This window comes from Phycicoccus sp. DTK01, assembly GCF_017312765.1.
Classification (GTDB): domain Bacteria; phylum Actinomycetota; class Actinomycetes; order Actinomycetales; family Dermatophilaceae; genus Phycicoccus; species Phycicoccus jejuensis.
In genome coordinates, this window is record NZ_BOPU01000005.1 from 286,308 (window position 1) to 312,505 (window position 26,198).

General features: G+C 72.4%; 24 protein-coding genes, 1 tRNA gene and 1 pseudogene. 13 read left to right on the top strand and 13 right to left on the bottom strand.

Features of this window, described 5'->3' with window-relative positions; genetic code table 11:
- Positions 1-37: 37 nt before the first annotated feature.
- Positions 38-526 (top strand): GNAT family N-acetyltransferase, encoded by a 489-nt coding sequence (locus tag J3473_RS13240; protein ID WP_368857118.1) that lies wholly within the window; start codon positions 38-40, stop codon positions 524-526.
- A gap of 109 nt (positions 527-635) precedes the next feature.
- Here J3473_RS13240 and J3473_RS13245 read toward each other — a convergent pair whose 3' ends face one another.
- Positions 636-2,138: a HAMP domain-containing sensor histidine kinase gene (locus J3473_RS13245; RefSeq protein WP_207024103.1), complete on the bottom strand. Its 1,503-nt coding sequence runs from the start codon at positions 2,136-2,138 to the stop codon at positions 636-638.
- 4 nt (positions 2,139-2,142) lie between these two features.
- Positions 2,143-2,883, bottom strand: a complete 741-nt coding sequence (locus J3473_RS13250; RefSeq protein ID WP_306790186.1) for a response regulator transcription factor — start codon at positions 2,881-2,883, stop codon at positions 2,143-2,145.
- Positions 2,884-3,049: 166 nt separating this feature from the next.
- Between J3473_RS13250 and J3473_RS13255 the strand changes: the two genes are divergently transcribed.
- Entirely contained in the window at positions 3,050-3,724 is a 675-nt protein-coding gene (locus J3473_RS13255) for a hypothetical protein (protein WP_207024105.1), read from the top strand.
- Between the two features lie 58 nt (positions 3,725-3,782).
- Here the strand turns inward: J3473_RS13255 and J3473_RS13260 are convergent, their stop codons facing one another.
- Complete coding sequence (locus J3473_RS13260; protein ID WP_207024107.1) at positions 3,783-5,609, bottom strand: phosphoenolpyruvate carboxykinase (GTP); 1,827 nt, start codon at positions 5,607-5,609, stop codon at positions 3,783-3,785.
- 270 nt (positions 5,610-5,879) lie between these two features.
- Between J3473_RS13260 and J3473_RS13265 the strand changes: the two genes are divergently transcribed.
- The 4 genes from J3473_RS13265 to J3473_RS13280 all read left to right on the top strand — a co-directional run bounded on the left by J3473_RS13265 (position 5,880) and on the right by J3473_RS13280 (position 9,763).
- Positions 5,880-5,952: transfer RNA gene (locus J3473_RS13265), tRNA-Arg, on the top strand.
- A 228-nt stretch (positions 5,953-6,180) separates the two neighbouring features.
- Positions 6,181-6,378: a helix-turn-helix domain-containing protein gene (locus J3473_RS13270; RefSeq protein WP_207024109.1), complete on the top strand. Its 198-nt coding sequence runs from the start codon at positions 6,181-6,183 to the stop codon at positions 6,376-6,378.
- Positions 6,368-7,657: a site-specific integrase gene (locus tag J3473_RS13275; RefSeq protein WP_207024111.1), complete on the top strand. Its 1,290-nt coding sequence runs from the start codon at positions 6,368-6,370 to the stop codon at positions 7,655-7,657. Before J3473_RS13270 ends, J3473_RS13275 begins: the two co-directional genes overlap by 11 nt.
- 720 nt (positions 7,658-8,377) lie before the next feature.
- Positions 8,378-9,763 (top strand): hypothetical protein, encoded by a 1,386-nt coding sequence (locus J3473_RS13280; RefSeq protein ID WP_207024113.1) that lies wholly within the window; start codon positions 8,378-8,380, stop codon positions 9,761-9,763.
- A 171-nt stretch (positions 9,764-9,934) separates the two neighbouring features.
- Here J3473_RS13280 and J3473_RS19535 read toward each other — a convergent pair.
- Together J3473_RS19535 and J3473_RS13285 are read right to left on the bottom strand one after the other, a co-directional pair.
- Positions 9,935-10,072: pseudogene (locus tag J3473_RS19535) on the bottom strand (IS3 family transposase); the annotation flags it as partial.
- 166 nt (positions 10,073-10,238) lie between these two features.
- Positions 10,239-10,448, bottom strand: coding sequence for a hypothetical protein (locus J3473_RS13285; protein ID WP_207024115.1), 210 nt, complete (start codon positions 10,446-10,448; stop codon positions 10,239-10,241).
- 825 nt (positions 10,449-11,273) lie between these two features.
- On the opposite strand from J3473_RS13285, the gene J3473_RS13290 reads away from it, so the two are divergent.
- Positions 11,274-11,552 carry a hypothetical protein gene (locus tag J3473_RS13290; RefSeq protein WP_207024116.1) on the top strand — a complete coding sequence of 93 codons (279 nt, stop codon included), beginning with the start codon at positions 11,274-11,276 and terminating at the stop codon, positions 11,550-11,552.
- A 521-nt stretch (positions 11,553-12,073) separates the two neighbouring features.
- On the opposite strand, the gene J3473_RS13295 is transcribed toward J3473_RS13290, so the two are convergent.
- Genes J3473_RS13295 through J3473_RS13310 form a run of 4 tightly spaced genes read right to left on the bottom strand, consistent with a single transcriptional unit; the run spans position 12,074 to position 16,155 of the window.
- The gene (locus tag J3473_RS13295; protein WP_207024118.1) at positions 12,074-12,487 is read right to left on the bottom strand and encodes a cupin domain-containing protein; all 414 of its coding nucleotides are present in this window, start codon (positions 12,485-12,487) and stop codon (positions 12,074-12,076) included.
- Positions 12,488-12,515: 28 nt separating this feature from the next.
- On the bottom strand, positions 12,516-13,991 hold the full coding sequence (locus J3473_RS13300; protein ID WP_207024121.1) for a glycosidase-like protein: 1,476 nt from the start codon (positions 13,989-13,991) through the stop codon (positions 12,516-12,518).
- A complete protein-coding gene (locus J3473_RS13305) occupies positions 13,988-15,022 on the bottom strand; it encodes a glycosyltransferase (RefSeq protein WP_207024122.1) in 1,035 nt (344 codons plus the stop codon). The genes J3473_RS13300 and J3473_RS13305 overlap by 4 nt, the downstream gene beginning before the upstream one ends.
- Entirely contained in the window at positions 15,022-16,155 is a 1,134-nt protein-coding gene (locus J3473_RS13310; RefSeq protein ID WP_207024124.1) for a glycosyltransferase, read from the bottom strand. The genes J3473_RS13305 and J3473_RS13310 overlap by 1 nt, the downstream gene beginning before the upstream one ends.
- Positions 16,156-16,355: 200 nt before the next feature.
- Here J3473_RS13310 and J3473_RS13315 point away from each other — a divergent pair, with 200 nt between their 5' ends.
- Entirely contained in the window at positions 16,356-17,372 is a 1,017-nt protein-coding gene (locus tag J3473_RS13315) for a glycosyltransferase family 4 protein (RefSeq protein ID WP_207024126.1), read from the top strand.
- Positions 17,373-17,544: 172 nt separating this feature from the next.
- Here J3473_RS13315 and J3473_RS13320 read toward each other — a convergent pair whose 3' ends face one another.
- Together J3473_RS13320 and J3473_RS13325 are read right to left on the bottom strand one after the other, a co-directional pair.
- Complete coding sequence (locus J3473_RS13320; protein WP_207024128.1) at positions 17,545-18,177, bottom strand: hypothetical protein; 633 nt, start codon at positions 18,175-18,177, stop codon at positions 17,545-17,547.
- 99 nt (positions 18,178-18,276) lie between these two features.
- A complete protein-coding gene (locus J3473_RS13325) occupies positions 18,277-18,810 on the bottom strand; it encodes a DUF1990 family protein (RefSeq protein ID WP_242525858.1) in 534 nt (177 codons plus the stop codon).
- Between the two features lie 142 nt (positions 18,811-18,952).
- On the opposite strand from J3473_RS13325, the gene J3473_RS13330 reads away from it, so the two are divergent.
- Positions 18,953-19,888, top strand: a complete 936-nt coding sequence (locus J3473_RS13330; protein WP_030526980.1) for an acyl-ACP desaturase — start codon at positions 18,953-18,955, stop codon at positions 19,886-19,888.
- An 85-nt stretch (positions 19,889-19,973) separates the two neighbouring features.
- Here the strand turns inward: J3473_RS13330 and J3473_RS13335 are convergent, their stop codons facing one another.
- Both J3473_RS13335 and J3473_RS13340 read right to left on the bottom strand, forming a co-directional pair.
- Positions 19,974-20,417, bottom strand: coding sequence for a PA2169 family four-helix-bundle protein (locus tag J3473_RS13335; RefSeq protein ID WP_207024132.1), 444 nt, complete (start codon positions 20,415-20,417; stop codon positions 19,974-19,976).
- Between the two features lie 95 nt (positions 20,418-20,512).
- Positions 20,513-20,923 (bottom strand): DUF1232 domain-containing protein, encoded by a 411-nt coding sequence (locus tag J3473_RS13340; protein ID WP_207024134.1) that lies wholly within the window; start codon positions 20,921-20,923, stop codon positions 20,513-20,515.
- Between the two features lie 174 nt (positions 20,924-21,097).
- Here J3473_RS13340 and J3473_RS13345 point away from each other — a divergent pair, with 174 nt between their 5' ends.
- The 4 genes from J3473_RS13345 to J3473_RS13360 all read left to right on the top strand — a co-directional run bounded on the left by J3473_RS13345 (position 21,098) and on the right by J3473_RS13360 (position 26,190).
- On the top strand, positions 21,098-22,924 hold the full coding sequence (locus J3473_RS13345; RefSeq protein WP_207024136.1) for a GAF domain-containing SpoIIE family protein phosphatase: 1,827 nt from the start codon (positions 21,098-21,100) through the stop codon (positions 22,922-22,924).
- A gap of 121 nt (positions 22,925-23,045) precedes the next feature.
- Entirely contained in the window at positions 23,046-24,074 is a 1,029-nt protein-coding gene (locus J3473_RS13350) for an acyl-CoA dehydrogenase (RefSeq protein WP_242525859.1), read from the top strand.
- Positions 24,071-25,462, top strand: a complete 1,392-nt coding sequence (locus J3473_RS13355) for a bifunctional PIG-L family deacetylase/class I SAM-dependent methyltransferase (RefSeq protein ID WP_207024138.1) — start codon at positions 24,071-24,073, stop codon at positions 25,460-25,462. The genes J3473_RS13350 and J3473_RS13355 overlap by 4 nt, the downstream gene beginning before the upstream one ends.
- Positions 25,459-26,190 carry a glycosyltransferase family 2 protein gene (locus tag J3473_RS13360; protein WP_242525860.1) on the top strand — a complete coding sequence of 244 codons (732 nt, stop codon included), beginning with the start codon at positions 25,459-25,461 and terminating at the stop codon, positions 26,188-26,190. Before J3473_RS13355 ends, J3473_RS13360 begins: the two co-directional genes overlap by 4 nt.
- Positions 26,191-26,198 lie beyond the last annotated feature (8 nt).

Genomic DNA, 26,198 nt, shown 5'->3' on the forward strand with positions numbered 1-26,198 from the left:
CTGTCGCCGGTGGATGACCCGGTGCGAGGATCGGGAGGTGACCGTCACCGTGCGCCCCGCCCGCCCCGACGAGCTCGCCGCGGTCGGCGAGCTGACCCTCGCCGCCTACGCCGCCGACAGCGGCATGACGCGCGAGCACCCGTACGCCGCATCGCTGCTCGATGCCGAGGCGCGCCTGCGCGACGCCGAGCTGCTCGTGGCCGAGCAGGGGGGTGCGGTCGTCGGCACCGTCACCTACGTCCGCCCCGGCACGCCGTTCGCGGAGGTCGGCGGGGAGGGCGAGGCCGAGGTGCGGATGCTCGCCGTGTCGCCCTCGGCCCGGGGCGCCGGCGTCGGCCGGGTCCTCAGCGAGGCGTGCGTCGAGCGGGCGCGCGCCGAGGGGTGCCGGGCCGTCGTCCTGTCGAGCGCCTCGTGGATGCTCGCCGCCCACCGGCTCTACGGGCGGCTCGGCTTCCGGCGCCGGCCGGAGCGCGACTGGTCGCCGCGGCCCGACATCGACCTGCTCGCCTTCCGCCTCGACCTCTGACAACCCCCGCCGCTCCTCGACCCCACTGATTGCCCATCCGCCACCTCCCGGGCCGCGTCGGAGCGCTCCCGAGGTGGCGGATGGGCAAGAAGTCGGGTGGGGAGGTGGGTCAGGAGGCGGGGAGGAGGACCGAGAAGGTCGTCGCGCCCGGCTCCGAGGTCACCTCGACCCGCCCGCCGTGGGCCTGCCCGACCGCGGCGACGATGGACAGCCCGAGCCCGGTCGACCCCTGTGCACGGCTGCGCGAGTCGTCGCCGCGCACGAAGCGCTCGAACACGGTGGGCTGCAGGTCGCGAGGGATGCCGGGCCCGTTGTCCGACACCGAGATGCGCACCATGTCGGCCTCGGGTCGCAGCCTGGTGACCACCCGCGTCCCGGACGGGGTGTGGGTGCGGGCGTTGGCGAGGAGGTTCGCGAGGATCTGGTGCAGGCGCGCGCCGTCGCCGGTGACCTCGACGGGCTCCTCGGGGAGGTCGAGCTCCCAGCTGTGGTCGGGCGACGCGGCGTGCGCGTCGCTCACCGCGTTGACGGCGAGCAGTGACAGGTCCACCGGCTCGCGCTCGAGGGGGCGACCGGAGTCGAGGCGGGCCAGCAGGAGGAGGTCCTCGACGAGCTCTTGCATCCGCAGGGCCTCGGACTCGACCCGGCCGAGGGCGTGGGTGACGGTCTCGGGCACCGGTTCCCGCTCGCGCCGGGTCAGCTCGGCGTAGCCGCGGATGGACGCGAGCGGGGTGCGGAGCTCGTGCGAGGCGTCGGCGACGAAGCGGCGCACCCGCATCTCGCTCTCCTGCCTCGACTGCAGCGCCTGCTCGACGTCGTCGAGCATCGTGTTGAGGGCGAGGCCGACCTGGCCGACCTCGGTCCGGGGGTCGGCGTCCCGCTCCGGGACGCGGACGGCCAGCGACACGTCGCCGGAGTCGAGCTGGAGGGTCGAGACCCGGCGGGCCGTCGCGGCGACCCGGTCCAGCGGGGCGAGGCTGCGGCGCACCACCACCGCGCCGCCCACGCCGACGAGGACGAGCCCGACGACGGTCCCGCCGACGACGAGGGCCAGCAGCTTGCCGAGCAGCTCGTCGACCGGACGGGTCGAGACGCCGACGACGAAGGTGCCGCCGTCGCCGATGCTGCGCGAGGTCACGAGGTAGTCGCCGAGGTCGTTGCCGAGGGAGATGCGCACGGGCTCGCCGCCCTCGACGGCGCTCGCGAGGCGGCGGATCTCGTCCGCGCTCAGCGTGCCGTCGGTGTTGGAGCGGGTGACCACCTGGTTGAGCGGGTAGCCGCGCGGGTCGGTGGCCACGGCGCCGGAGGCGGTCAGCCCGAGGACGAGGGTGCGGTCGCTGCCGGGGGCCCCGGGTGGCTGGCCGTCGCCGAAGCCGCGCCCGTCGTTGTCGTCGTCGAACACGCCGCGCCGGTCGCCGGCGCGGAACAGCGCGCTCTGGAGGTCCTGGCTCAGCTGGCCGTCGAGGTAGCGCCGGGTCTCGACGACGGTCAGCGCGCTCGTCGCGAGCATGACGAGGGTGAACAGGACGAGGACGCCCGCGAGCAGCTGCGTGCGCAGGGTCCAGCGCGAGGGCCGCGCGAGGGCCGCGGGCCGGCGCAGGGCAGGTGTCATCGGCTCACTCGGCCGGCTTGAGGACGTACCCGACGCCGCGCATGGTGTGGATCATCGGGGCGCGGCCGACGTCGATCTTCTTGCGCAGGTAGGAGATGTAGAGCTCGACGACGTTGGCCTGGCCGCCGAAGTCGTAGTTCCACACCCGGTCGAGGATCTGCGCCTTGGACAGGACGCGCTTGGGGTTGCGCATGAGGTAGCGCAGCAGCTCGAACTCGGTGGCGGTCAGCTGGACCTCGACCCCGCCGCGCGTCACCTCGTGGCTGTCCTCGTCGAGCGTGAGGTCGCCGACGACGAGCACCGAGTCGCTGTCGGCGGCGGCGATCGCGGTGCGCCGCATGAGGGCCCGCAGCCGCGCGACGACCTCCTCGAGGCTGAACGGCTTGGTCACGTAGTCGTCGCCGCCGGCGGTCAGGCCGGCGACGCGGTCCTCGACGGCGTCCTTCGCGGTGAGGAAGAGGACGGGGACGTTGGGGTCGTCGGCGCGCATCCGCCGCAGGACCTCCATCCCGTCGAAGTCGGGGAGCATCATGTCGAGGACGACGGCGTCGGGCCCGAACTCCTTCGCCGCCCGCACCGCCTGGATGCCGCTCGCGGCGCTGCGGACCTCCCAGCCCTCGTAGCGCAGCGCCATCGAGAGCAGCTCGGTGAGGTTCTGCTCGTCGTCGACGACGAGGACGCGCACCGGGCTGCCGTCGAGGCGGGTCAGGGCGGGCGCAGGGGCGGGCTGCTGGCGGGTCGGCATGCGCCCACTCTGCGGCGGCCGGCTTGGCCCTCCCGATGCGTCACCTGTGCGCTTCCTGTGTGCCACCCCTTCAATCTGCCAGCCGGGTGCTGGATGCGCCACAGGTTCGTGACAGCCGCGGGTGTGAGGGTGCACGCAGCCATCCGCCCGACGAAGGAGACCCTCGATGAGCGAGCGCCGCGACGAGCACGACCCCGTGACGCCCGGTTCCCCTGCCGCACAGCCCACCCCGGCCGACCAGACCGCCGCACTGCCGGTCGCGGGCGAGACGCACGAGATGGCGCCCGCGACGGGTGCCTCCGAGCCCGTCGCGCCGGCCTGGGCAGCGCCCGGTCCGGAGGCGGCGCGACCGGTCCCGGCGAGCGGGGGACCGGGCGCGGCGTACGGCGTGCCCGCCGCGGCGGCGGCCGCTCCGGCGCCGGCGCCCGCCGCGGGCGACGGCTTCACGTGGCGTCGGCCGTGGGCCGGCTGGGGCACGCCGTCGCGGTGGTCCGGTCCCCGGACCGTCGCGTCGCTCGTCGTGGCCCTCGTCGTCGGCGCCCTCGGGGCGGCCGGTGCGACGGCGGCCATCACGCAGTCCGACGCCGGGCGCGGCGGGTTCGGGCAGGGGCGCTTCCCCGGCGGTGGCCCGGGCCAGCAGCAGGGCGGGCAGGGGTTCGGCGACCGGCACGGGTTCGGTGACCGCGATGGCGACCACGACGGTGGCCGTGGCTTCGGCGACGGCGACGGCGACCGCGGCGGCCTGCCGGGCCTCCCCGGTCAGCAGCCCGGCGCGCCGGGCCAGCAGGGCGGGACCTCCCCCGATCCGGGCGACGCGAACGGCACCTCGCCCTCCACCTGACGGCACGGCAGGGCCCCGCCGGAGCGCATGCCGGCGGGGCCCTGTCGTGTGCTGCGGCTCAGGCCTTCTCGAGGCGCTCCTCGAGGGCGGTGAGCTCGTCGGCGAGCGCGGCCGGCAGCCGGTCGCCGATGGTGTCGAACCACTCGTGGACGAGCGGGACCTCGGCCTTCCAGTCCTCGGGGTCGACGCGCAGGGCCTTGGTCACCTTCGCGGCGGCGGCGGGGTCCATCCCCGTCGTGTCGATCGCCCCGGGCGCCGGGACGAGACCGACCGGTGTCTGCACCGCGTCGGCGGTCCCGTCGAGGCGCTCGACGACCCACTTGAGCACGCGGGCGTTGTCGCCGTACCCCGGCCAGAGGAACGAGCCGTCCTCGTCGTCGCGGCGGAACCAGTTGACCTGGAAGATCTTCGGCAGCTTCGTCGGGTCGGCCTTGGCACCGATGTCGAGCCAGTGCTGCATGTAGTCGCCGGCGTGGTAGCCGATGAAGGGCAGCATCGCCATCGGGTCGCGCCGCACGACGCCGACGGCACCGGTGGCGGCGGCGGTCGTCTCGGACGAGAGGGTGGCGCCGACGAAGACGCCGTGGGCCCAGTCGCGGGACTCGTAGACGAGCGGGACGGTGGTCTTGCGGCGGCCGCCGAAGAGGATCGCGTCGATCGGCACGCCGTCCGGGTTGTCGTACTCGGCGGCCATCATCGGGGTCTGCCTCGCGGGAGTCGTGAAGCGGCTGTTCGGGTGGCTGCTCGGCACGCCGGACTCGGGCGTCCAGTCGTTGCCCTTCCAGTCGGTCAGGTGCGAGGGCGGCGCCTCGGTCAGGCCCTCCCACCAGACGTCGCCGTCGTCGGTGAGGGCGACGTTGGTGAAGATCGAGTTGCCCTTCTCGACGGTCCGGACGGCCTGGGGGTTGGTGTGCATGCCCGTCCCGGGTGCGACGCCGAAGAGGCCGAACTCCGGGTTGACGGCGTAGAGCCGGCCGTCGGGCCCGAAGCGCATCCAGGCGATGTCGTCACCGACCATCTCGGCGGACCAGCCGGCGAGCGCCGGTTCGATCATCGCGAGGTTGGTCTTGCCGCACTGGCTGGGGAAGGCGCCGGCGACGTAGTGGACTCGTCCCTCGGGCGAGGTGAGCTTGAGGATGAGCATGTGCTCGGCCATCCAGCCCTCGTCGCGGGCCATCGCCGAGGCGATGCGCAGCGCGTAGCACTTCTTGCCGAGCAGGGCGTTGCCGCCGTACCCGCTGCCGTAGGACCAGATCTCGCGGGCTTCGGGGAAGTGGGCGATGTACTTCGTCGTGCTGCAGGGCCACGGGACGTCCTGCTGCCCGGGCTCGAGCGGTGCTCCGACCGAGTGCAGGCCCTTGACGAAGGGCGCCCGCCGCTCCTCCATCGCGCGCAGCACGGGGGTGCCGATGCGCGCCATGATCCGCATGTTCGTCACGACGTACGCGGAGTCGGTGATCTCGACGCCGAACATCGGCACGGTCGCGTCGAGGTGGCCCATGACGAACGGGATGACGTACATCGTGCGACCGCGCATCGAGCCGCGGTACAGCTCGGTCATCGTCGCCCGGAGCTCGGCGGGGGCGACCCAGTTGTTCGTCGGGCCGGCGTCCTCCTCGCGCTCGGAGGCGATGAAGGTGCGGTCCTCGACGCGTGCGACGTCGGTCGGGTCCGACTGGCAGAGGAAGGAGTTGGGCTTCTTGCGCTCGTCGAGGCGGACGAACGTGCCGCCGTCGACGAGCTGCGTCGTGAGGCGGTCCCACTCCTCGCGCGAGCCGTCGCACCACACCACCTCGGCCGGTTGCGTGAGGGCGGCCACCTCGTCGACCCAGGACTGCAGGTCGGGATGGGTGGTCCGGGGGAGGGTGCTGGTCGTGGTCGTCATCGCGGGGTCCTTCCGCCGCTACCGGGTGGGGTCGGTCACCGGGCGACGGGCTCTCGACGCTGTCGGGAAGGAACCTCGGCGGCCCATCGCTCAGGGCCTCACCCCCACCGTAGGACCGTCGTCCGCGGGGGTCGAGAGGCCGCGGGGCGGCGCGCTTGTGAAACTCTTCACAAGGTCTCGGGCTTGCACCGGCGGGCGCCGAGGGGGCCGATTTCTGATGCGCCCCGGAGGTCCGGTAGTCTGCTCTCTCGTTGCGCCTCGGCGTGACGGGCGCCCGTAGCTCAACGGATAGAGCATCTGACTACGGATCAGAAGGTTAGGGGTTCGAATCCCTTCGGGCGCGCACTGTGTTGAGACAGTGAAACGGGCCCCGGCCGGCGGAAACGCGGCCGGGGCCCTGCTCTGTCCACGGGCTGGAACGGCCCTGACAGGGCTCTGGGCCCCAAAATGGGCCCCAAAAATCGCCATGGGAGGCACCCGTCGCGTCGGGTGACACTGAGGTCGTGAGCAGGACTCGTCAGGTCGCACACGACCACCGGGGCGCCGGTCGAGGCCCTTGGGCGGTATGACGATGACACCGCAGCCCCAGCCCACCCTCCTGCTCGACCTGAACGAGGTCGCGGCGCAGCTGCGCTGGACGCGCCGCAGCGTCGAGCGCCAGATCGCCGGCCACCGGCTCCGCGTCGTCCACCTCGGGCGCTCCGTACGCGTCGAACGGGTCGAGCTCGACCGCTTCATCTCCTCGCTGAGGGACGCGGATGCGGGGTAGGCCGCGCGAGTCGCCCACCGACAGCGCGACCACCAGGTACCGAGGCGCCGACGGCCGGTGGCACGCGCGGGTCACCGTCGGGCGGCGTCTCGACGGCGAGCGCGACCGGCGGCACATCAGCCGCCGGACCAAGCGCGAGCTCGACGCGGCCATCCGGGACCTCGAGAACGCGCGCGACTCGGGCCAGCAGCCGTGGCTGCTCGACAACGTCACCGTCGAGCAGTGGGTCGAGCACTGGCTCGACGAGATCCTCCCGCTCGCCGTCCGCTGGAAGACGCGCTCCGGGTACACCAGCCATCTCCGGGTCCACGTTCTCCCGTTCATCGGGGCCGTCCGGCTGACGGACCTACGTCCGGAGACGCTCGAGCGGCTCTACCGCGAGCTGCTCGACCGGGGCCGCTCCACCCAGGTGGTCCACGGCGTGCACCGCACCCTGCGGTCCTGTCTGGCCGAGGCCGTGCGGCGGCAGCGGATCCTCAGCAACCCGGCGGCGCTGGCGCGCCCTCCCCGCGTCGAGAGGACCGAGATCGAGCCGCTCAACGTCGAGGAGTGCCGGGCCGTGCTCGCTGCAGCCCAGGGTCGCTTCAACGGCGCACGATGGTCGGTGGCCCTGTCGCTCGGCCTGCGGCAGGGCGAGGCCCTCGGTCTGCTCTGGGACGATGTCGACCTCGACGCCGGAATCCTCCGGGTGCGGCGGGCGCTCCAACGGCGCACGTGGATGCACGGCTGCAGCCCTCGAACGCGCAAGGAGCCGATCTGCGGCACCAAGCGCGGCGCCGACTGCCCACAGCGCCGCGACGGCGGCCTTGTCCTGGTCGAGCCCAAGACGCGCGCGTCACGCCGCTCCGTGGCCCTGCCCGCGCCTCTCGTGGCCGAGCTACGCGCTCATCGAGCGGCGCAGAACCGCATCAAGCTCGAGCGGGCGAACGTTTGGAACCACACCCTCGACCTCGTCTTCAGCACCGACTGGGGGATCCCCGTCGACCCCGCTGCCGACCAGCGCGAGTGGAAGCAGCTGCTCCGCGACGCCGGCGTGCGGGAGGTGAGGCTGCACGACGCGCGCCACACCGCCGCCACCCTGCTGTTGTTGCAGGGCGTCGACATCCGCACCGTCATGGCCATCATGGGCTGGACCGAGATGGCCACCGCGCAGCGCTACGTCCACGCCGTCGACGAGCTCCGCCACGAAGCGGCCCGTCGGATGGGCATGACCCTTTGGACCAGCCCGAACGTTCGTTCCACGGTGCATGGTCCTCAACGCCTGACGACGGAGAAATAAGGCTTGAAGGCAACCGACTCATGGGCAGGAACCTGTTGCAGTTCGCGTTCGTACGGTTAGATCGACGAGGTTAGGGGCGCGAAGGCGATCACCGGGGTCCGGGGACAGATGGACGGATCGAGGTGCTCGAAATGCCCAGTGGAACGCGCGGGAAAAAGGGGTAGATCTACATGAATCATCTCAGCGCTTGGCCTTGCACTCGTACTTGGATTCTCCTGACGAATTTTGCGACTAACTGATGTGGCTCGATCGCTACGGACAATCATTGTCTCCACAGATCGGGAGGCCCAACCCTCGACATGACCTCAACAGCATTGAGGGCCTTCAACGGCGCGGCCAGGATCGGACCTGTTGTGCGCCGTTCTCATGTGACGGATTGTTCTGATGGCGCGTGCCATGAGGGGCGCCCTCTCTGCGTCACAGAGAGAACTAGATAGTCACCTCCTGCTCCAAGGAATCTCCACGCAAGGAGCGTACATCAGCGCGCAACGCCGTGCCCTTCGAAAATCCTTGAATCCCTTCATTCCGCGACAGGATGGCCCGCTAGAGCGCGCGACAGCCGCGAAACTTCTTGATACAGCAAGCGCAGTCATTGAGGGCGCCGTGCATCGGCAACTGAAACATCAAAACCAGGTTCCCTGGATGATTACGCTTCGAATCCTGTCGGGACCGTCTTGTCCTCCACTATTTTACGACACCGCCTGGCCGCAGACCAGATTCATGGCCGAGGCTTTCTCTGCACAATACGCCTCTAGCACTCACACGACTGCTTTCGCGGTGGGAATGTTGCAGCTTGGAAGGAGTGGAGTCGTCATTGGTGAAGCGCAGTTGCAGGATCTGGTTAAACTGTTGGTGCGCTCTGAGCAGTACGCTTGGTTACAGTCGGCTCGTCAGCACCTCAAGATGGGCGCGACGCTAGAAATAAGAAACCGCCGAATTTGCACAACGAATGATGAAGAAGCTCAGACTCTCGTTGACCTCTTTCATCGGAGAATGAGGGATCGACAGGACGAATTCTCTGGAGTCGTGGGCGCTGACCTATCCGCTAGCCACCGAGACCCCGATAACTTTATCGGAAGCCTGCTTCGCATCCATGAAATTCAGGAGCAGGGCGATGCTGCCTTGCACAGTCGGCAGTGGAGGGATCTGCTAGGCGCCGACTGGTGGTCTGCAACTACTCGCCCCCGCTTCCTTTGGGACCTTCAGAACATGGGCCCTGCAGTCGCGCTGATCAAGTCGTTAGACCAAGAACTTCCAGATCAACACTTGCGAACGTTGCAGTACTTCTTGCTCCTCGCTCATAGGTCTGTCAAGATGGCAATTGCTCCAGACGAGTGGGTATATTCCGTTCCGTTCGGTGGGTACACCGTCAGCGATGTGCAGAGCTTTAGTGGCGAGTTGGCCAACCCGCGCGTCGCATGGAGGGAGGTTATACAACAGAACTTCCCCGACAACCAACTCCTCTTCACGATGAGCGAACTGGTTGAATGCTGCGAATGGGCGCACAGTGTCTGCGGTCTCGCGGGCCTTGGCCATGTGATAAGAACGGATGGTGCTGAGGTCTTCGTAGACCTCTTTTCGTTGAGTGTTCAGCTGAGTTATCTCTTGAATATTGCCATCAATCCCGGCGGCCCGCTGGCGAACATTCGTGGAAGGATGCTTGAACAGAACATCCAGGACGCCATTAATGCCAGCAAATGGGCGCCGCCCGCCGAGTTGGCGTCTTTGCTCAACAGAAATCTGCAACTGCCAAACGGTCGCGGATTCGAGTTAGATGCCCTCGCGGTCATCGACGATGTCATCGTGATCATCGATGCGAAGAGTCGGGTCCGTACGCCTGACTACGACATGGCGAGCGCTAACACCGTTTGGAACACTTCCTTAACCACCGCGGCGGACTATCGCAAATTGTCGGATTTAGTGCTTAATCTTACGAGTCATCGTGACTCATGGCTACCGTCGCGGTATGCGAACTTTAGCATAGAAGGAATTGTTTGCATTCCCGGACCCCTCTTTCTCCATGAGGCCGAATGTGCCAGGTCTGACAATAGCCTGGGCGTTATGAACGTGTGCACCTTGGAGGAGCTCACAAAAGCCCTAGTATGAGTTGAGTGATTTGCTGCGAAGCCAAGTGCACTGAGATCACGTCGCCCTGTCGGTGCTTCCATGGCGCGCGAGCTTTCCCTGTAGCCCCTCAAATGATGCGGAAATTTCGCAGGACTGCTGCACCGATAGGTGGCAGGTTGGGTCAGGAGGCCTGAGTGGCCGGTGTGGTCGGATGGTCTCGTACTCGACGGGGGTCAACCGGCCGAGGGCGTCCTGCCGACGGCGGCGGTGGTACGTCCTCTCGATCAGGTGACGCTCGATGCCTATCTCCTCGCGGGTGGCCCAAGCGCGGCGGTACAACACGTTCTTCGCCTGGCTCGACCGTTCCACGGCGTCGACCTCGACGGAGACGGAGTGCCCGACGAGCGCCAGGCTGTCATGGCGGTGAAGGGGCCATAACGCTCCATGAAACTGCCGTGCCGTTCTCGTGGCGAGGCCGATGACGTCGATCGCGCGGAACCCGGCGACCAGTGGGTCAGCGACAGCGACGGTTGAAAGCGTCGATGAGTGTCGTCAGCGCAGAGGTGAGGGAGGCGAGGTCGCGCTCGTAGATGCGCCCTGTGTCGAGCCGGAGAGACAGCTCCAACAGGATGGCGGCGTAGGCGGCGGAGGCTCGTGGGCGGTCGGCCGCCGGTACCCCGACCTGCACCTGTTCGACGACCCGCTGGGTCTTGACGACCTCCACGACCCTTTCGACCACGTCGACGGCGCACAGCCCCGACGCGGCGGCTCGGCGCTGTTCCCATGCGCGATGTCTGCAGGTGTCGGAGCACCACTTGGGGAGGCGGCCCCGTGCCGGCACGGGGAAGCCTTTGCTGCACCACTGGCACGGGAGGGAACTCGGGCGATGGCGGCTCCTGAGCTCGGTAGGCGGTGGAGAGGTGGTCGGAGTCGGGTCGCTGTGCCGCCGCGAGGGTGACGTGTCGTCGATGTCGACCAGCGTCAGTTGCTCAAGTCCGGCCCTTTCCGAAGCGGATTCAGTCGACCCGCGTGATCCTGTCGTTGTCATGACTACCAAGGCACGTACCCACCTCCCGGTGGACGCGACGGGAGTCGTGACAACGAGTGCGTTGACCCGCGATGCATGAGGTGTGTCGTGGATGAGTTGTGGCGTTCCTGCGTCGGCGTCGGCGTCGTGCGTGGGAGTCGGGCTCGCGTGTGGCGGACGGGTCAAGGCGGCTGTCGGGCAGGGGTATGAGCGGGGCTGCGTCGGCGGTGGTGTGGTGGTCGCAGGGTGAGTCGGCGCAGTCAAAGGTGGTCGTCGGACAGTGCCCTGCGCGCGAAGGAAGTGCGTGACATCGGGGATGGCGCGGTGAGACCATCGCCCATGCGGGGTTGGGGGCGGTGTGCAGGCCGGGGGGCGGTCATGTTCCTGGCCGGCGTGTCACTGCTCGTGGCGGGCGGGTGTAGCGATGATCGGACGCCGCTGGACGTCTCGCCCACGGGTCGCCCAGAGGCGACGGCGCCATCACCTCTGGCACGCTCCAGCTGGCAACCGGGGCAGAGCGCGATGTCGGCCGCGATCTCCGGCACGCTCACGCTGGGAGACGACGGATGCGTCCGGCTCGTCGAGCAGGGTGAGGCCGGCGAATCTTGGCCCGTGCTCTGGCCCGTGGGCTGGATTGCACAGGCCGACGGCGGCGAGTTTCTCATTCGTGATCCGTCCAGGTCCGAAGCACCCGAGTACCGCACCGGCGTACCGGTGACCCTCGGAGGCGGGTTCCTCGAGTCGGACCGCTATCAGGCACAGGCGTGCGCCAGCGGACCCGCGTGGCAAGTCGTCGGATGAACGTCAGCTGGCCCGACAGCGCGACGGCCAACCGGCCCGGCGGCTCCGCACAGCACCCCTGTGACGGTTCGATCGCGGCAGGCGCTATTCGTCGAGCAAGCGCCGCCTTGACCGGCTGACGAAACCGCCCGTTCTGGGCCCCAAAATGGGCCCCAAAATTCGCTCGCAGTCTCGATTCCGTAACAATGCGACCTGCGCCGACTCGGAACGCTTCACGCGCCCTGACCTGCGAAAACGTCGCGAATCCAGTCGCCGCCCGTCGTCACGGATCGGGGCTCGTCAGGCCCGGATTGGGCCTACGGATCAGAAGGTTAGGGGTTCGAATCCCTTCGGGCGCGCACTGTGTTGAGACAGTGAAACGGGCCCCTGCCAGCGGAAACGCGGCCGGGGCCCTGCTCTGTCCGGAGGCTGGATCGACGTCGGCTCGACTCGGACGAGGTCGGCCGTCGGCTGGTGCCGGCCGTGCGACGGAGGGAGCCCTCGGGACCGACACCCCCGCCGACGGGCGCCGCACGTCGGCGCTACCCGACGCTCGTCCCACTGCGGCCGTAGGCGTCGTCGAGGCGCACGACGTCCTCGGCCCACCCCGGGGCGCAGGTCGAGGCCTCGACCAGGAGGACCTCGGTCACGGCCCGGACACGGTGACGGACGCCCGCCGGGAGGTGCACCGTGTCGCCGGGCGCCAGGCTCCGCGTCTCGCTCCTGTGGTGCTCGGCGTAGTGCTCGAGGGTGGCCTCTCCGGCCACGACGTGGATCGTCTCGTCCTTGAAGCGGTGGAACTGCAGGCTGAGCGCGTGCCCGGCACGGACGGTGAGGAGCTTGCCGACGTACCCGTGCGAGCCCCCGGCGAAGACCACCTCGTGTCCCCACGGCTTGTCCCTGCGTTCGGCGCCGTCGAACGTCGCGTGCGAACGGGGAGCGGTCGGTGTCGTCATGTGTTCCTCCAGGTGGGGCGGCGGGTGGTCAGGACATCGCAGCGAGCAGGAGACCGAGGTCGACGGTGGCCAGCCGGACCGTCTGGTCGCTGCAGCCGTAGGGGATGAGGAGGGTCTCCCCGTGGAGCGCTGCGCCACAGGAGTAGACGACGTTGGGGACGTAGCCGTCCCTCTCGGCCGCGGTGGGCGAGAGCAGGGGGTCCCGCAGTCGCCCGACGACACGGGTGGGGTCGTGCAGGTCGAGGAGGAGGGCGCCGATGGAGTACTCGCGCATGGCGCCGACGCCGTGGGTGAGCGTGAGCCAGCCGGACGGGGTCTCGATGGGCGAGCCGCAGTTGCCCAGCTGGACGACCTCCCAGGGTTCCTGGGGGGCCTGGAGAGGGCAGGGCCGCTCCCAGAAGGTCAGGTCCGTCGACCGGGTGATGCCGTTGCTCTCGCGGTCCGCCCGCGACAGCGCCACGTACTGGCCGTCGATGCGTCGGGGGAAGATCGCCAGGCCCTTGTCGTGTGCCCCCGGACCGCTGAGCGGGTGCACCTCGACGGTGCGGAAGTCCGTCGTCCGCAGGAGGTGGCTGGCCACGCGGTGGCCGTTCCAGGCGGTGTAGGTGCCGACGTGGCTCACGGCCCCGTCCTCGGCCATCCGCACCAGTCGCAGGTCCTCCATGCCCTGGTGCTCGGCCGGTCCACGGGGCATGAGCACCCGCTCTCCGAGTCGCGACCCCGCCGGGAACTCCACGGCGTAGCACGAGGCCGCCACGGCGTCGAACCGCTCGGCCGTGTGCGCGGCCGAGCCGCGCGTGAGCCGCTGGTCGTGCAGCCGTGAGAGCGCGAGGTCGAGGTCGGCGCGGACGAAGGCCGCTGGAAGCTGTGAGAGCACGAACGCGCAGTCGTTCCCGTCCTCGGTGGGATCCTCCAGCTGGTGTCGGAAGACCTCCCGCGAGTAGGGCCTCGGGGCGACCTCGCCGAGCACGCCGCGGACTCCGACCGGCGTGACGGTCACCTCGCCGCCGGCCTCGACGAGCAGCTCGCGCCATCCGATGCTCGACAGGTGCCCCTCGCCGATGGCCCGCACCGACATGACGTAGCGCGTCGTCCCGGGCTCGAGACCCGTCTGGTCGGGATGGACGACCAGCGAGGGGTTGCAGAGCGCCGCCCCCTCGATCGCGAACTCCTGCGTGAAGTAGGCGCCGATGAGCGTGTCGTGGGCTGCCGATGGCTCGTGCGGTGGGGGGAGCCGGTGGCGCACCAGGCCGAAGTGGTCGTTCCACGTGGCCTCCAGGTCGTGGTGCCGGGGCGCGAACCGCCTGACGGTCCGGGCCAAGGTCTCGGCAGCGACCTCGTCGGGCAAGGCCAGGATGCGTGAGACGACGGCGGCCGAACGCGACCCCTCGCTGCTTCCCAGCTCCTGCCCGGGCAGGAAGAGGCGGCTGACCACGCGCGCGGGGTCCGGGCGCAGCACGAGCCCCGCCACGCGGTGCGCGGTGAGGGGGTCGCCCCGGGTCACCGCCCGACCGGCGTCCTGGCGAGGAGCGAGAGCTGGAGGGTCGACAGCCAGGCGAGGGTGGACTCGGCGCCCTGGTTGAGGCTCGGGCCGTGGCGCTCGAGGCCGTCGAACCCGGCGCCGGTCTGCTCGTCACGCATGGGCTGCATCAGGTCGTTACGTCCCTCGAACCACCCGCGGCACTCCTGGACCACCTGGATCCACCCCGGGTCGCGCGTGACGAGGAAGGCCCGCCAGCCGGCTTCGGCGAGCGCGGCGACCTCGATGGGCTGCTGGGCGTACCCCGGGCCGACGCCGCCGGGGGAGCGGCCGCGCGAGGGGATCACCGAGAGGTGGCCGTCGACGAGCTGCTGGCGCACGAGCCAGGCGAGCAGGTCGAGGGCGGCACCGGCAGAGGCCGCGTCGGCGGCGTTGGCGGCGACCACGAGCATGGCCTCGGGAATCACGGCGTTGGCGTAGGTGAGGCGCTGCTCGGGCCACGGCCACGCCGTCGTGCCGAAGGAGCCGGCGAGCACGCTGCGGGCATCACGCAGGACCAGCTCCGCGGCGTCACGCACGTCGCCGTCCACGCAGGGGCGCTCGGCGTGGAGCAGGGCGGCCGCGCCGAGCGCGGCGTACGCCATGGACCTCGGCCACCGGGAGCGGGCTCGCATCGCGACGCGCGCGCCGGCCAGGGCGCGGCGGCCCGCGGTGGAGCCGTGGCCCCGCGCCGCGGCGACTCCGAGGGCCCACACCGCGCGCCCCCAGTGGTCGCCGGTGCCGGGGGAGTCCGACCACGTGCCGTTGCCGGTGCGGCGGTTGTGCATCCGGCCGTCGGGCGTCAGCGCCCCGAGGAGGACGTTGAGGTAGATGCCGCCGAGCGCGGCCGCTGCGTCCCCGCCTGTCGGGTCCCGGCTCGTGACGACGAGGGCGCGGGCGGCGTCGTCCACGCAGTAGCCGTGCTCCGTCCGGGGGGCCGACCCGAGGGCGTGCTCGTAGAGCCCGAGCCGGGTGGTCATCCGCGTGAGGTGGAGGTAGGGCAGGGGCTCGGGCATCAGGCGACCGAGGCCGACGCGGACCGGATCACGCTGCGGGCCAGGGCGAGGTGCTCCCGGGCCACCGCGGGCCACATCAGGGACGGTGCGAGCGCGCGGGCCGCATCGGCCATGCCGGCGGCGAGCCCGGGCTCGGTGAGGACCCGCCGCAGCGCCGCACCGATGGCGGCTGCGTCCTGCTGCGGGACGAGGAGCCCGGCCCCACCGGACAGGAGCTCGACCGCGTGGGGAAAAGCCGTCGCCACCACCGGCTTTCCGGCGGCCACCGCCTCGACGAGCACGCCGGACGTGACCTGTTCACGCGAGTCGTACGGGAGCAGGACGACGTCGGCGTCACGGACGAGGGCATGGAGGGCCGGCCGGGGGAGGTAGCTCGCGTCGAAGGCCACGCCGCTGTGGAGCTCCAGCTCGCCCACGATGGAGTGCAACCGCTCGCGGTAGGCCTCCCCCTCGCGCTCGACGACCCGGGGATGGGTCTGCCCGACGACGCGGTAGAGCGGGGGCGGGTCGAGATCACCGAGGTCGGCCAGGGCCCGCAGGCCCCACTCGATGCCCTTGCCCTCGCCGAGCAGCCCCCACGTGAGGACGACGGGGCGGTGGCCGACGCCGTGGAGCCGTCCCGCCTCGGTCGGGGGTGCAGCCTCCGCGCCGTGACCGATGACGACGACGCGCTCCGGTGCGATCCCCCATCCGTCGACGAGCCGGTCACGGGCCGTGCGGGTCATCGTGACGAGGACTGCGGACCCGGCGCACACGCCCGCGAGGACCCGGTGCTGGTGGGGGGTGGGACGGGCGAGCACGGTGTGCAGCACGGTGATGACGGGCACCGTGACCGACGACAGAACCTCCAGGAGGTCCTCGCCGTCCGTCCCGCCGTAGATGCCGTACTCGTGCTGGACGAGGCAGACGTCACCCGCACTGAGGGACCGGGCGACGCGCCGGGCTGCCCCGGGTTCGCCGGTCGGCCACTCGGTGGTCCCGGCCGACGAGGCCGGGCTGCGACGCTCGACCACCCGCACGACGTCGACGTGCGCCCCCTGGGCCTCGAGGTGCAGGGCGAGCGACCGGGCGAACGTGGCGATGCCGCACTCGGTCGGAGGGTAGGTGCTGAGGAGTCCGAACCGGATGGACATGGGTCTGCTTTCCCGACGCCGAGCCGCAGCAGCGTGCTGCCGTGCACGAAGGGGGATGGCTGGGACACCCCGAGGCTCCGGCCGTGGGGGAGGGAGTCGATGACCCGGCACCGTCGCCGAGTCGATCTCGCTCTTCGACCGTAACAGCGCCGTCAAGAGCCCTGCGGGCCTACGGTGGGCCTCCCACCCTCGGAGCCACCATGCGCATCGCCGTCCTCGCCTCGATCGCGCACCGCACCCCGCCTCGGGCGTACGGCCCCTGGGAGCAGGTGGCCTCCACGCTGACCGAGGGCCTCGTGGCGCGGGGGCACGACGTCACGCTGTTCGCCACCGCGGACTCGCTGACCTCGGCGACGCTGCGCGCGGTCGCACCGACGGGGTACGAGGAGGACCCGGCCGTCGACGCCAAGGTGTACGAGGCCCTCCACATCGCCTCGCTCTACGAGGACGCCGAGCGGTTCGACGTCATCAGCAACCAGTTCGACTTCCTGCCGCTCGTCTTCAGCCGGCTCGTGAGGACCCCCGTGGTCACGACGATCCACGGCTTCTCGTCCGAGCGGATCCTGCCGGTCTACCGGGCGTACGACGACGTGTGCCACTACGTGGCGATCAGCGATGCCGACCGCCGTCCCGACCTGACGTACGCCGCGACGATCCACCACGGTCTCGACCTCGAACGCTTCGCTCCCGGGTCCGGGCACCCGGGGCACCTGGTCTTCCTCGGTCGCATCCACCCGCAGAAGGGCCCCCGGGAGGCGATCGACGTCGCGCTGCGGGCCGGTGTGCCGCTCGTCATCGCCGGCACCGTGCAGGACGAGGCCTATTTCCGCGAGGTGGTCGAGCCGCTCGTCGACGGTGTCCGGGTGTCCTACGTCGGTCCGGTCGGGCCGGCGGAGCGTGAGCGGCTGCTCGGTGGGGCCCGGGCGCTCCTGCACCTCATCGACTTCGACGAGCCGTTCGGCCTGGCCGTCGTCGAGGCCCTCGCGGTGGGCACCCCCGTCATCGCGCACCGCCGGGGCTCGATGCCCGAGATCGTCCGGCACGGCGTGACGGGGTTCCTCGTCGCGGGGCCGGAGGAGGCGCTGGCTGCCGTGCACGCCGTCGGCGGGCTGGACCGGGGCGCGTGCCGCGCCGACGTCGTGGACCGCTTCTCCGCGGCCCGCATGGTCGGCCAGTACGAAGAGCTGTTCGCTCGAGTCGCCCGTCGGCCCGCGTGACACCGGCGCGGACGGCAGCCGGGTGGCGGCCTCGCCGCCTCGCTGAGCCGGTGCCTGCGGTCCCGCTCCCTGCCGGCTCGCGGGTCCACCAGGCGGCCGGTCTCTCGACGTCCCGGCGGTGATCGACGGCGACGCGGCCCTGCAGCGGTTGCGCGCCCGGGCCGTCACGCGCTCAGACGACCCGGGCGGCCAGCGACGACGCGGCGAGCACCGACTCGACGATGCGCCGGCACGTGAGCGCCGGCTGCGGCGTCCGCGGCGAGGACGCGTCCGCGACGGCCGGCAGGTGGTCGAGCACCGCGCGCAGGGACTCGCCGTCGTGGCGGTAGCCAGCGTCCATGTCCGGGCCCCTCAGCACCGAGAGCCGCCGCAGGCGGGCGACGCCGCACGACGCCATGACGTCGAGGTCACCGGCCAGGCGGGCCACCGCCGCCGGGGGGAGCGCGCCGCCCGCGACCTGCCGGGCCAGGCTGTCGACGAGGCCGCCGAGGTGGTCCAGCTCGGCGACGAGCCGCAGCTCGGACGCGGTGCGCGGCAGCGAGCGCGGCGATGGGGACGAGGCCGCCACCCGCACGCGGGCGCAACAGTCCGCCCGCCGGCACGCGAGACGGCGTCGGCCGGAGCCGCGCACGACCCTGCGGGCCGCGGTGGCGTCCCCCGAGCGGGCCGCGGCCAGCGCCTGCTCGAGACCGGTCGCCACGAGGTCGGCGGCGGTCGCCAGCATCGAGCCGGGGCCGGGGGTCGTCGGGGCGGGCCGGTGGCTCGGAGGGGGAGGAACGGTGGCGGTGGTGGCGTGTGTGGGCACGTCGACCAGCCTCCACGTCCCTCAGGTGGTGGGCGCCGTCGCGACGTGATCTTGACGCCCCCCGACGCGTCTTGACGCGGTCCTGTCGGTGCCCGCGGTTCAGGGGCGGTCGAGGGCGCGGAGGTACCGGCGAGTCATCCACCGCTGGGCGGCGCGGCCCACCGGGCCGGCGAGACGGGCGGGGAGCGACGCAGGCCGCGAGACGGCGGTGATGCGGAAGCGGAGGCGGCCGTCGTCGAGCCGCTCCAGCAGGAAGCGCTCTTCGCCGGCCTCGGGGTGGCCGACGAGCGTGCCGTAGGTGAACCCCGCGCGCTCGGGCTCGTCGACGACCTCGACGACCCGGCACGGGATGCGCAACGCCAGCGGCCCGACGCCCCACCGCATCTCCACCACGGTGCCGGTGCGCAGCGGCAGCCGCGAGGTGCGGACGCGCAGCCCTGCACGGGCCTGCACCTGCCAGGTGAGCAGGTCGTGTGCGGCGTGCTCGACGTCGGTGCGGGACAGGACGACAGACTCGTCGAGCAGCGCGAACCCGTCCGGTGGGCGATCGAGGAGGCCGGGGCGCCGTTCGTAGGACAGGTGTGCCGACGACAGCCGTGCCCGATGGCGCGGGTCGAGGAGGCCGACGGTCACGGGTCGATCCTGCCTCCTCGTGGCGGCCGGCGGTGGCAGTGCGCGAGGTTGGTCCGTCGCTCCCTCTGGCCCGGGGCCCGGCGAGGGTGTAGGCAGGGGGTGGGCGCGGCCCGCGCGTTCGCCCCCGACGAGGAGGACCCGCATGGCCACACTCGACAGCGCCCGGCTGCTCGCCGCGCTCGAGCCCACGGTGGAGGAGAACCTCAACCGCCACCTCGCCGCCGCGCAGGAGTGGATGCCCCACGAGTACGTGCCGTGGTCGCTCGGCCGGGACTTCAAGGAGCTCGGCGGGGAGCCGTGGTCGGTCGAGCAGTCACAGCTCTCGCCGATCGCCCGCACGGCCCTCGAGGTCAACCTCCTGACCGAGGACAACCTGCCGAGCTACCACCGCGAGATCGAGCGAGCCTTCGGTCGCGACAGCGCCTGGGGCGCGTGGGTCAACCGCTGGACGGCCGAGGAGGGCCGGCACGCGTTCTGCATCCGCGACTACCTCCTCGTCACGCGCGGCGTCGACCCCGACGAGCTCGAGCGTGCCCGCATGGACACGATGGAGACCGGCTACGACTCGGGCGACAAGCCGCTGCTCAACGTCTGCGCCTACGTGTCCTTCCAGGAGCTCGCGACCCGTGTCTCGCACCGCAACACGGGCCGGTTCACCGAGGAGCCCGTCGCCGAGAAGCTGCTGATCCGGGTGGCCAAGGACGAGAACCTCCACATGATCTTCTACCGCAACATCATCCAGGCGGCGCTCGAGCTGACCCCCAGCCAGACGATGCGCGCGATCACCGACGAGGTCGTGTCCTTCCAGATGCCGGGCTCGGTCATCCCCGGCTTCGGCCGCAAGGCGGTGCAGATGGCGATGGCCGGCATCTACGACCTGCGCATCCACCACGACGACATCGTCGCGCCGCTGCTGCGGCAGTGGGGCGTCTGGGAGCTCGAGGGCCTCGACGCCGACGGCGAGAAGGCTCGCGAGGAGCTCGCCGCCGCCGTGTCGTCGCTCGATGCCGAGGCGACCCGCTTCGTCGAGAAGCGGGAGGAGCGGGCCGCGAAGCTCGCCGCCCGCCAGAACGCCTGACGCGCAGCGCACCGCGCGCACCGCACACACGACCGAGGGGCCCCGTCCGGCGCGGACGTGGCCCCTCGGGGCGTGGACGGGCGGGTCAGCCCGCGGTCTGCAGCGCCTTGACCTCGTCGCGGGCGGCGACGACGTCGGCGTGCTGACGCGAGACGACCTCGCGGAAGCCCGCGCTCAGGTCCTGCTCCAGCGCCTTCTCGTACTCCTTGACCGCGTGGTCCTCGCCGGTGACGGCCGCGCCGAGCACGCTGTCGGGGCTGTCGCCGGTCACGGCGTCCTTGAGGGCGATCCAGCCACGGTGGAGGGCGGCCGCGGCCGACCCGCTCTCGTCGACGTCGTCGCCGTACTCGTGACCCATCGCGACGATCTCGCGGTGGAAGCCCGCGCGCTGCTCCGACAGGCGCTGCAGCGTCGTCGCCCACTCCGGGTGGTCGCTGTCGCGCAGCTTCTCGGCGGCGTCCGCGAACCCGCGCTCGCCGTCCTTGAGGGTCTCGACGAGCTCCTTGGCCGCCTTGGCGTCGTCCGACATGTCGTGCTCCTTCGTGTTCGAGGTGGCTGGACACCTGCGCTACCCCGGCGGCCCGCCCGCGAACCGTCCTGTCGAGGACCTTGTGCGACGGCCCCTCAGCCCGGCGGCAGGCCCGCCAGCCGGCGCACCGCGGCGAGGCCGGCCGGGCTCCCGGGCCAGTGCCGCTCGAGCGCCTCGGGTCCGGCCCGGCGGGTGACGGAGCGCAGCGCGAGGGCGACGACGACCGCGTCGTCCGCGTACCCGATGACCGGGACGACGTCCGGGACGAGGTCGACCGGCAGGGCGAGGTAGCCGAGCAGGAGCCACAGGCGCACCCGCAGGCCCCGGGGGAGCGACCGGTCACGGGCCAGCCGCGCGATCAGCCGGACGACGTCCGGCAGCAGGCGCAGCGCCTCCTTGAGGCCGGTCTCGTCGGGCCGGGCGCGCCAGAGCACGACGAGCAGCGCCGCCCAGAGCAGGACGAGCCCGGCGGCGACGGCGAGCAGCACACGTACCCATCCGTCCACGGAGCCATCCTGCCGGGAGGGGCGGGCGGGCAACGTTCGACACCTTCGTCGGTCGATGCACGGTCCGGACGCCGCGTGAGGACGGGGCGGAGCGGCTCCGGGCGGCGGTCCGTTCGGCCCCTGCCCGATGGCCGGTGCTGACAAGCAGTCGTTCCACCTGCGAGGATGACGAGCGTGGAGCCGTTCGACGGAGCGCCGCGCACGCCGCGCCTCCCCCGCCAGGTCGGTCAGACACTGACCGAGCTGGCGCACGTCACGAACGAGCTCGTGCGCGCCACGACGGTCGAGGCCGTGACGACGGTCGTCACCGAGCACATGGCGGATGCCGTCGGCGCGACGATCGCCGCGCTCGGCCTGCGGCAGGGCGAGACCGACGCCCGTCTCATCGGGGTGCGGGGGCTGCCCTCCGACGAGGCGAGCGCCTGGCGCACCTTCCCGCTGTCCTCCGGCAACTCGATGGCCCACGCCATCCGCACCGGCGAGCGCGTCGTCGTCGTCGGCGCCGACGAGATCAGCCGGCGGTTCCCCGAGATCGCCGGCCGCGGCGAGCGGACCATCATCACGGTGCCGCTGCAGGGCAGCGAGCGCACGATCGGTGCGATCCACCTGTCGGTGCCGGAGGCGGTCGCCCCGCACCCCGCGGCGCTGGAGTTCGTCGACGTCCTCGCCGACACCTGCGCGCAGGCGCTCGAGCGCATCGAGGCCGCCGCCGTCGCCGAGCGGCAGACCAGCCGCCTCGCCTTCCTCGCGGAGGCCTCCATCCAGCTGGCGAGCAGCCTCGACGTGCGAGCCACGACCGCGAAGATGGCCCGGATGACGGTGCCGCGCTACGCGGACTGGTGCGCCGTCGACGTCGTGCGACGCGGCTCGCTCCGCCGTCTCGCCTCGGCGCACACCGACCCGGCCGCGGCCGACCTCGTCGCCGCGATGCGCGAGCGGTGGCCCGAGGGCGCCGCCGACGGCTCGTGGCTCGACCGGGTCGTCGAGACCGGCCGGCCCATGCTCGTCTCCGAGGTCACCGACGAGCTCCTCGACCGCACCGCGCGCGACGCCGGCCACCGCGCGGCGCTCGCCGCCCTCGACCTGCGCAGCGTCCTCATCGTCCCGCTCTTCGTCCGGGGCCGGGTCGCCGGCCTGCTCACGTGGGGCTCGAGCACACCGGGCCGGCACTACGACGACGACGACGTCCGCTTCGCCGAGCACCTCGCCCGGCGCGCGGCCAGCGCCCTCGACAACGCCGACCTCTACGGGCAGACGCGGGCCGTCGCCGAGCAGCTGCAGCGGGCGGTCCTGCCCGAGCGGCTCACCGGCGACGACGACTTCGAGGTCGCCTGGCGCTACGAGCCGTCCGGCCGCACCGAGGTCGGCGGCGACTTCTACGACGCCTTCCCCGTCGGGGACGGCCGGCACGTGGCCTTCGTCGGTGACGTCATGGGTCGTGGGGTCGCGGCCTCGGCCGCGATGGCCCAGATGCGGGCCTCGGTGCGCGCCTTCGCCTCGGTCGACCCCACGCCGGAGTCGGTCCTCGACGCGCTCGACCGGATGGTCACCCGTTTCGACGCCGACCAGCTCGTGACCCTCGTCTACGTGCTCGCCGACGCGCGCGCCGGCACCCTGCACGTCGCGAGCGCCGGGCACCTGCCCCCGCTGCTCGCCCACCCCGACGGCAGCGTCGAGCGACTGCCCGACGCCGACGGCCCGCCGCTCGGGCTCGCCGACGGCCGGCACGGCCTCGAGCTGCCGTTCGGCCCGGGTGACTCGCTGCTCCTCGTCACCGACGGGCTCGTCGAGCGCCGCGACGAGGACATCGAGACGGGTCTGACCCGGCTGCAGAACGCGATGCGCGCCCTGCGCGGGGCGACCCTCGACGACGCGCTCTCGCGGCTGGTCCGCACCGTCGGCGACGAGTCGGCCGACGACGACGTCGCGGCCCTCGTGCTGCGCCGCACCGTCGTCTCCACCGCCGGTGGCGGCGTCGCGGCCCCCCGGATGAGCGCCTGACCCGTCCGACCGGCTGTTCGCGTCACCCGCGAAGCCGCCGCAGGTGTGGATCCCGCCCCGCGGGGTACACCCCCTCGCCGACGAAGACGAGGGCCCTGGCGGGCGGTGAGGACGGTGGGGCGTGGACGCCCGGGTGCACACGACGTGGCGGGCGCAGGAGTGGCGACGCCCCGACCTCGAGCCGGACGGGCGTGACGTCGCCGCCGGCCTCGCCGTCGCCCGCGACGAGCACCGGGTGGCCGAGGGGCTGGCGGCCGACCCGTGGCGCTACCTGTCGACCCTCGCGACGCTGGGCTCCCTCGACCTGACGCTCGCGCGCGCCGCCGAGCCCCACCTCGACGCCGTCGCGATCCTCGCGCAGGCGGGCGACCCGGACCTCTCGACGCTCGGCGTCGACGCGACGAGCAGCTTCGGGGTCTACGCGGCCCGCGCGCCCGGGGCCGTGCTGGCGGCTCGCACGGCCGGCGACGGGTCGGTGCGCCTCGAGGGCACGAAGGCCTGGTGCTCGCTCTCGTCCGTGGTCAGCCACGCGCTCGTCACGGTCGACGCGGGAGAGCGTCCCGGCCTGTACGCCGTCCCGCTGCGGCATCCCGGGGTCGTTCACGACGACGGTGGCTGGGTGCCGCGCGGCCTCGCCGCCGTCCGCACCGGCTCGATGACGCTGACCGACGTCCCGGCCGTCCCCGTCGGCGAGGGCTCGTGGTACCTCGAACGGCCCGGGTTCGCCTGGGGCGGGATCGGGGTGGCGGCGGTGTGGTTCGGCGCGGCCGCGGCGGTCGCGGGACGCCTCGTCGACGCGGCGGCGCGCCGCCCGCCGGACCAGGTCGCGCTCGTGCACCTGGGCACGGCCGACCGGCTGCTCCACGCCGCGCTGCTGGCCCTGCGCGACGCGGCGCGGGAGATCGCGGACGGCACGGCCGACGGCCCCGCCGGGGCGCTGCTCGCGGCGCGGGTGCGGGCGGTCGTCGCGGAGGCCGCCGAGGAGGTGCTGCGCCTCGTCGGCCACGCGCTCGGACCGGCGCCGCTCACCGCCGACGACGAGCACGCGGGGCGGGTCGCCGACCTCACCGTCTACCTGCGCCAGCACCACGCCGAGCGCGACCTCGCCGCGCTCGGAGCGATGGTCCTCGAGACCGGAGGGGTCCGATGACGGACCCGGTCCCGTTCCGGCACAGCGACGCCGGGACCGGTGAGAGCCGCTGGCTCGGCGACCCGCGCTGGGCGCTCGCCCCCGTCCTGGACGTGGCCGCCCTCGCCGCGGCCCACGACGAGCTGCTGGTCCTCGCGGCGCACCCGGACGACGAGACGCTCGGGGCGGGAGGCCTGATGGCGATGGCCGCCCGCGCCGGGATGCCCGTGCGCGTCGTCGTCGCGACCGACGGCGAGGGCTCGCACCCCGATGCCTCGGTGTGGGACCCCGAGCGGCTCGCCCCGGTGCGCCGGGACGAGGCCGCCGCCGCCGTGGCAGCGCTCGCGCCCGGCGCGGAGCTGCGGCACCTCGGGCTCGGCGACGGGTCGCTGGCCGACCGGCGCGACGAGCTCGACACCGCGCTGGACGGTCTCGTGCGGCCGGGCTCGCTCGTCGTCGCGCCGTGGAGCTCGGACGGCCACCCGGACCACGACGCCCTCGGGGCCGCGGCGGACGAGGTCGCCCGACGGCGCGGCGCGACGCTGCTCCAGTACCCGGTGTGGCTGTGGCACTGGGCGACTCCCGACGAGCTGCCCTGGGCCAGGGCCCACGTCGTCGAGCTCGACCGGGCCGCGCACGACCGGCGGGCCGTCGCGCTGAGCGAGTACGGCTCGCAGTCCGCCCCGCTCGGGCCGGCCGCGGGGGACCAGCCGGTGCTCCCGCCGCAGGTGCTGCGCCGGGCCTCCCGCCCGGCCGAGCTCCTCCTCGGCGACGGACGCGCCCTGCCGGAGCTCCCGCGCGGGGTGGAGCCGGGCGCCTTCGACGCGATGTACGACGACGGCGAGGACCCCTGGGGGTTCCACGGCTCGTTCTACGAGCGACGCAAGCGCGACCTGACGCTCGCCGTCCTGCCGAGGGAGCGATACGAGCACGTCCTCGAGATCGGCTGCGCCACAGGGGTCCTGACCCGTCTACTCGCCGAACGGGCCGACCGCGTGACGGCGACGGACGTCAGCGCGCGGGCCCTCGACCTCGCCCGACGCGAGGCCCCGACCCACGTCACCTGGGTCCTGGGGCGGGTGCCGGAGGCGCTGCCGGACGACGGGTCGCGGGAGGACGTCGTCGACCTCGCGGTCCTCTCGGAGGTGGGGTACTTCCTGCGGCCGACCGAGCTCCTCGAGACGCTGCGGTGTGTCCGGTCGGCCCTCTCCTCCTCGGGTGAGGTGCTCCTCGTGCACTGGCGCCACGCCACCGAGGACGTGCCCCTCGACGGCCCGCTCGTCCACGAGGTCGCGGCCTCCGTGCTCGAGGATCTCCCGCACCGGCTGCACCTCGAGGACGACGACGTGGTCGTCGACCTGTGGGGCGGCCTGCCCGGCTCGGTCGCCGAGCGCGAGGGACGCGCGTGACACCCGTGCGCCACGTCGTCGTGGCGGTCCCGGCGCGCGACGAGGAGCTCGTCCTCGGCCGCTGCCTCGCCGCGATCGGCCGGGCGGTGCGCGACCTCGCGGGTCACCGCCCCGGGATCGGTGTCGACGTCGTCGTGGCCCTGGACCGCTGCCGCGACGCGTCGGCGTCCGTCGTCGAGGAGCACCCGGCCCTCGCCGTGACGCTCGACGCCGGTGCGGCAGGTGCCGCGAGGCACCTCGCGGTCACCGTCGGGCGGTCGCTCCCCGGGGCCTCGCGCGCGGGGAGCACCGCGACGTGGCTGGCGTCGACCGACGCGGACTCCGAGGTGCCGGTGCACTGGCTGAGCGAGCAGGTCCGGCTCGCCGACGCCGGCCACGACCTCGTCGTCGGCACGGTCGAGCCGCACCCCGACCTGGCGCCCGGCGCCGCCGCCGCGTGGCGCGCCCGTCACGTCCTCGAGGAGGGCCATCCCCACGTCCACGGGGCGAACCTCGGCGTCCGCGCCGACGCCTACGACGAGGCCGGTGGCTTTCCTCCGTGGCCCACCCACGAGGACGTCGAGCTCGTCCGCCGGGTCCGGGCGGCCGGGCGGGCGTCGGTCGCCACCGACCGGCTGCGGGTTGTCACCTCGGCCCGGCTCGTCGGCCGGTCGCCGGGCGGGTTCGCCGCGTACCTCGGCGACCTCCTCGTCACGCCGAGTGCCGAGGTCGGGGTCGAGCCGGCCTGAGCCGCAGC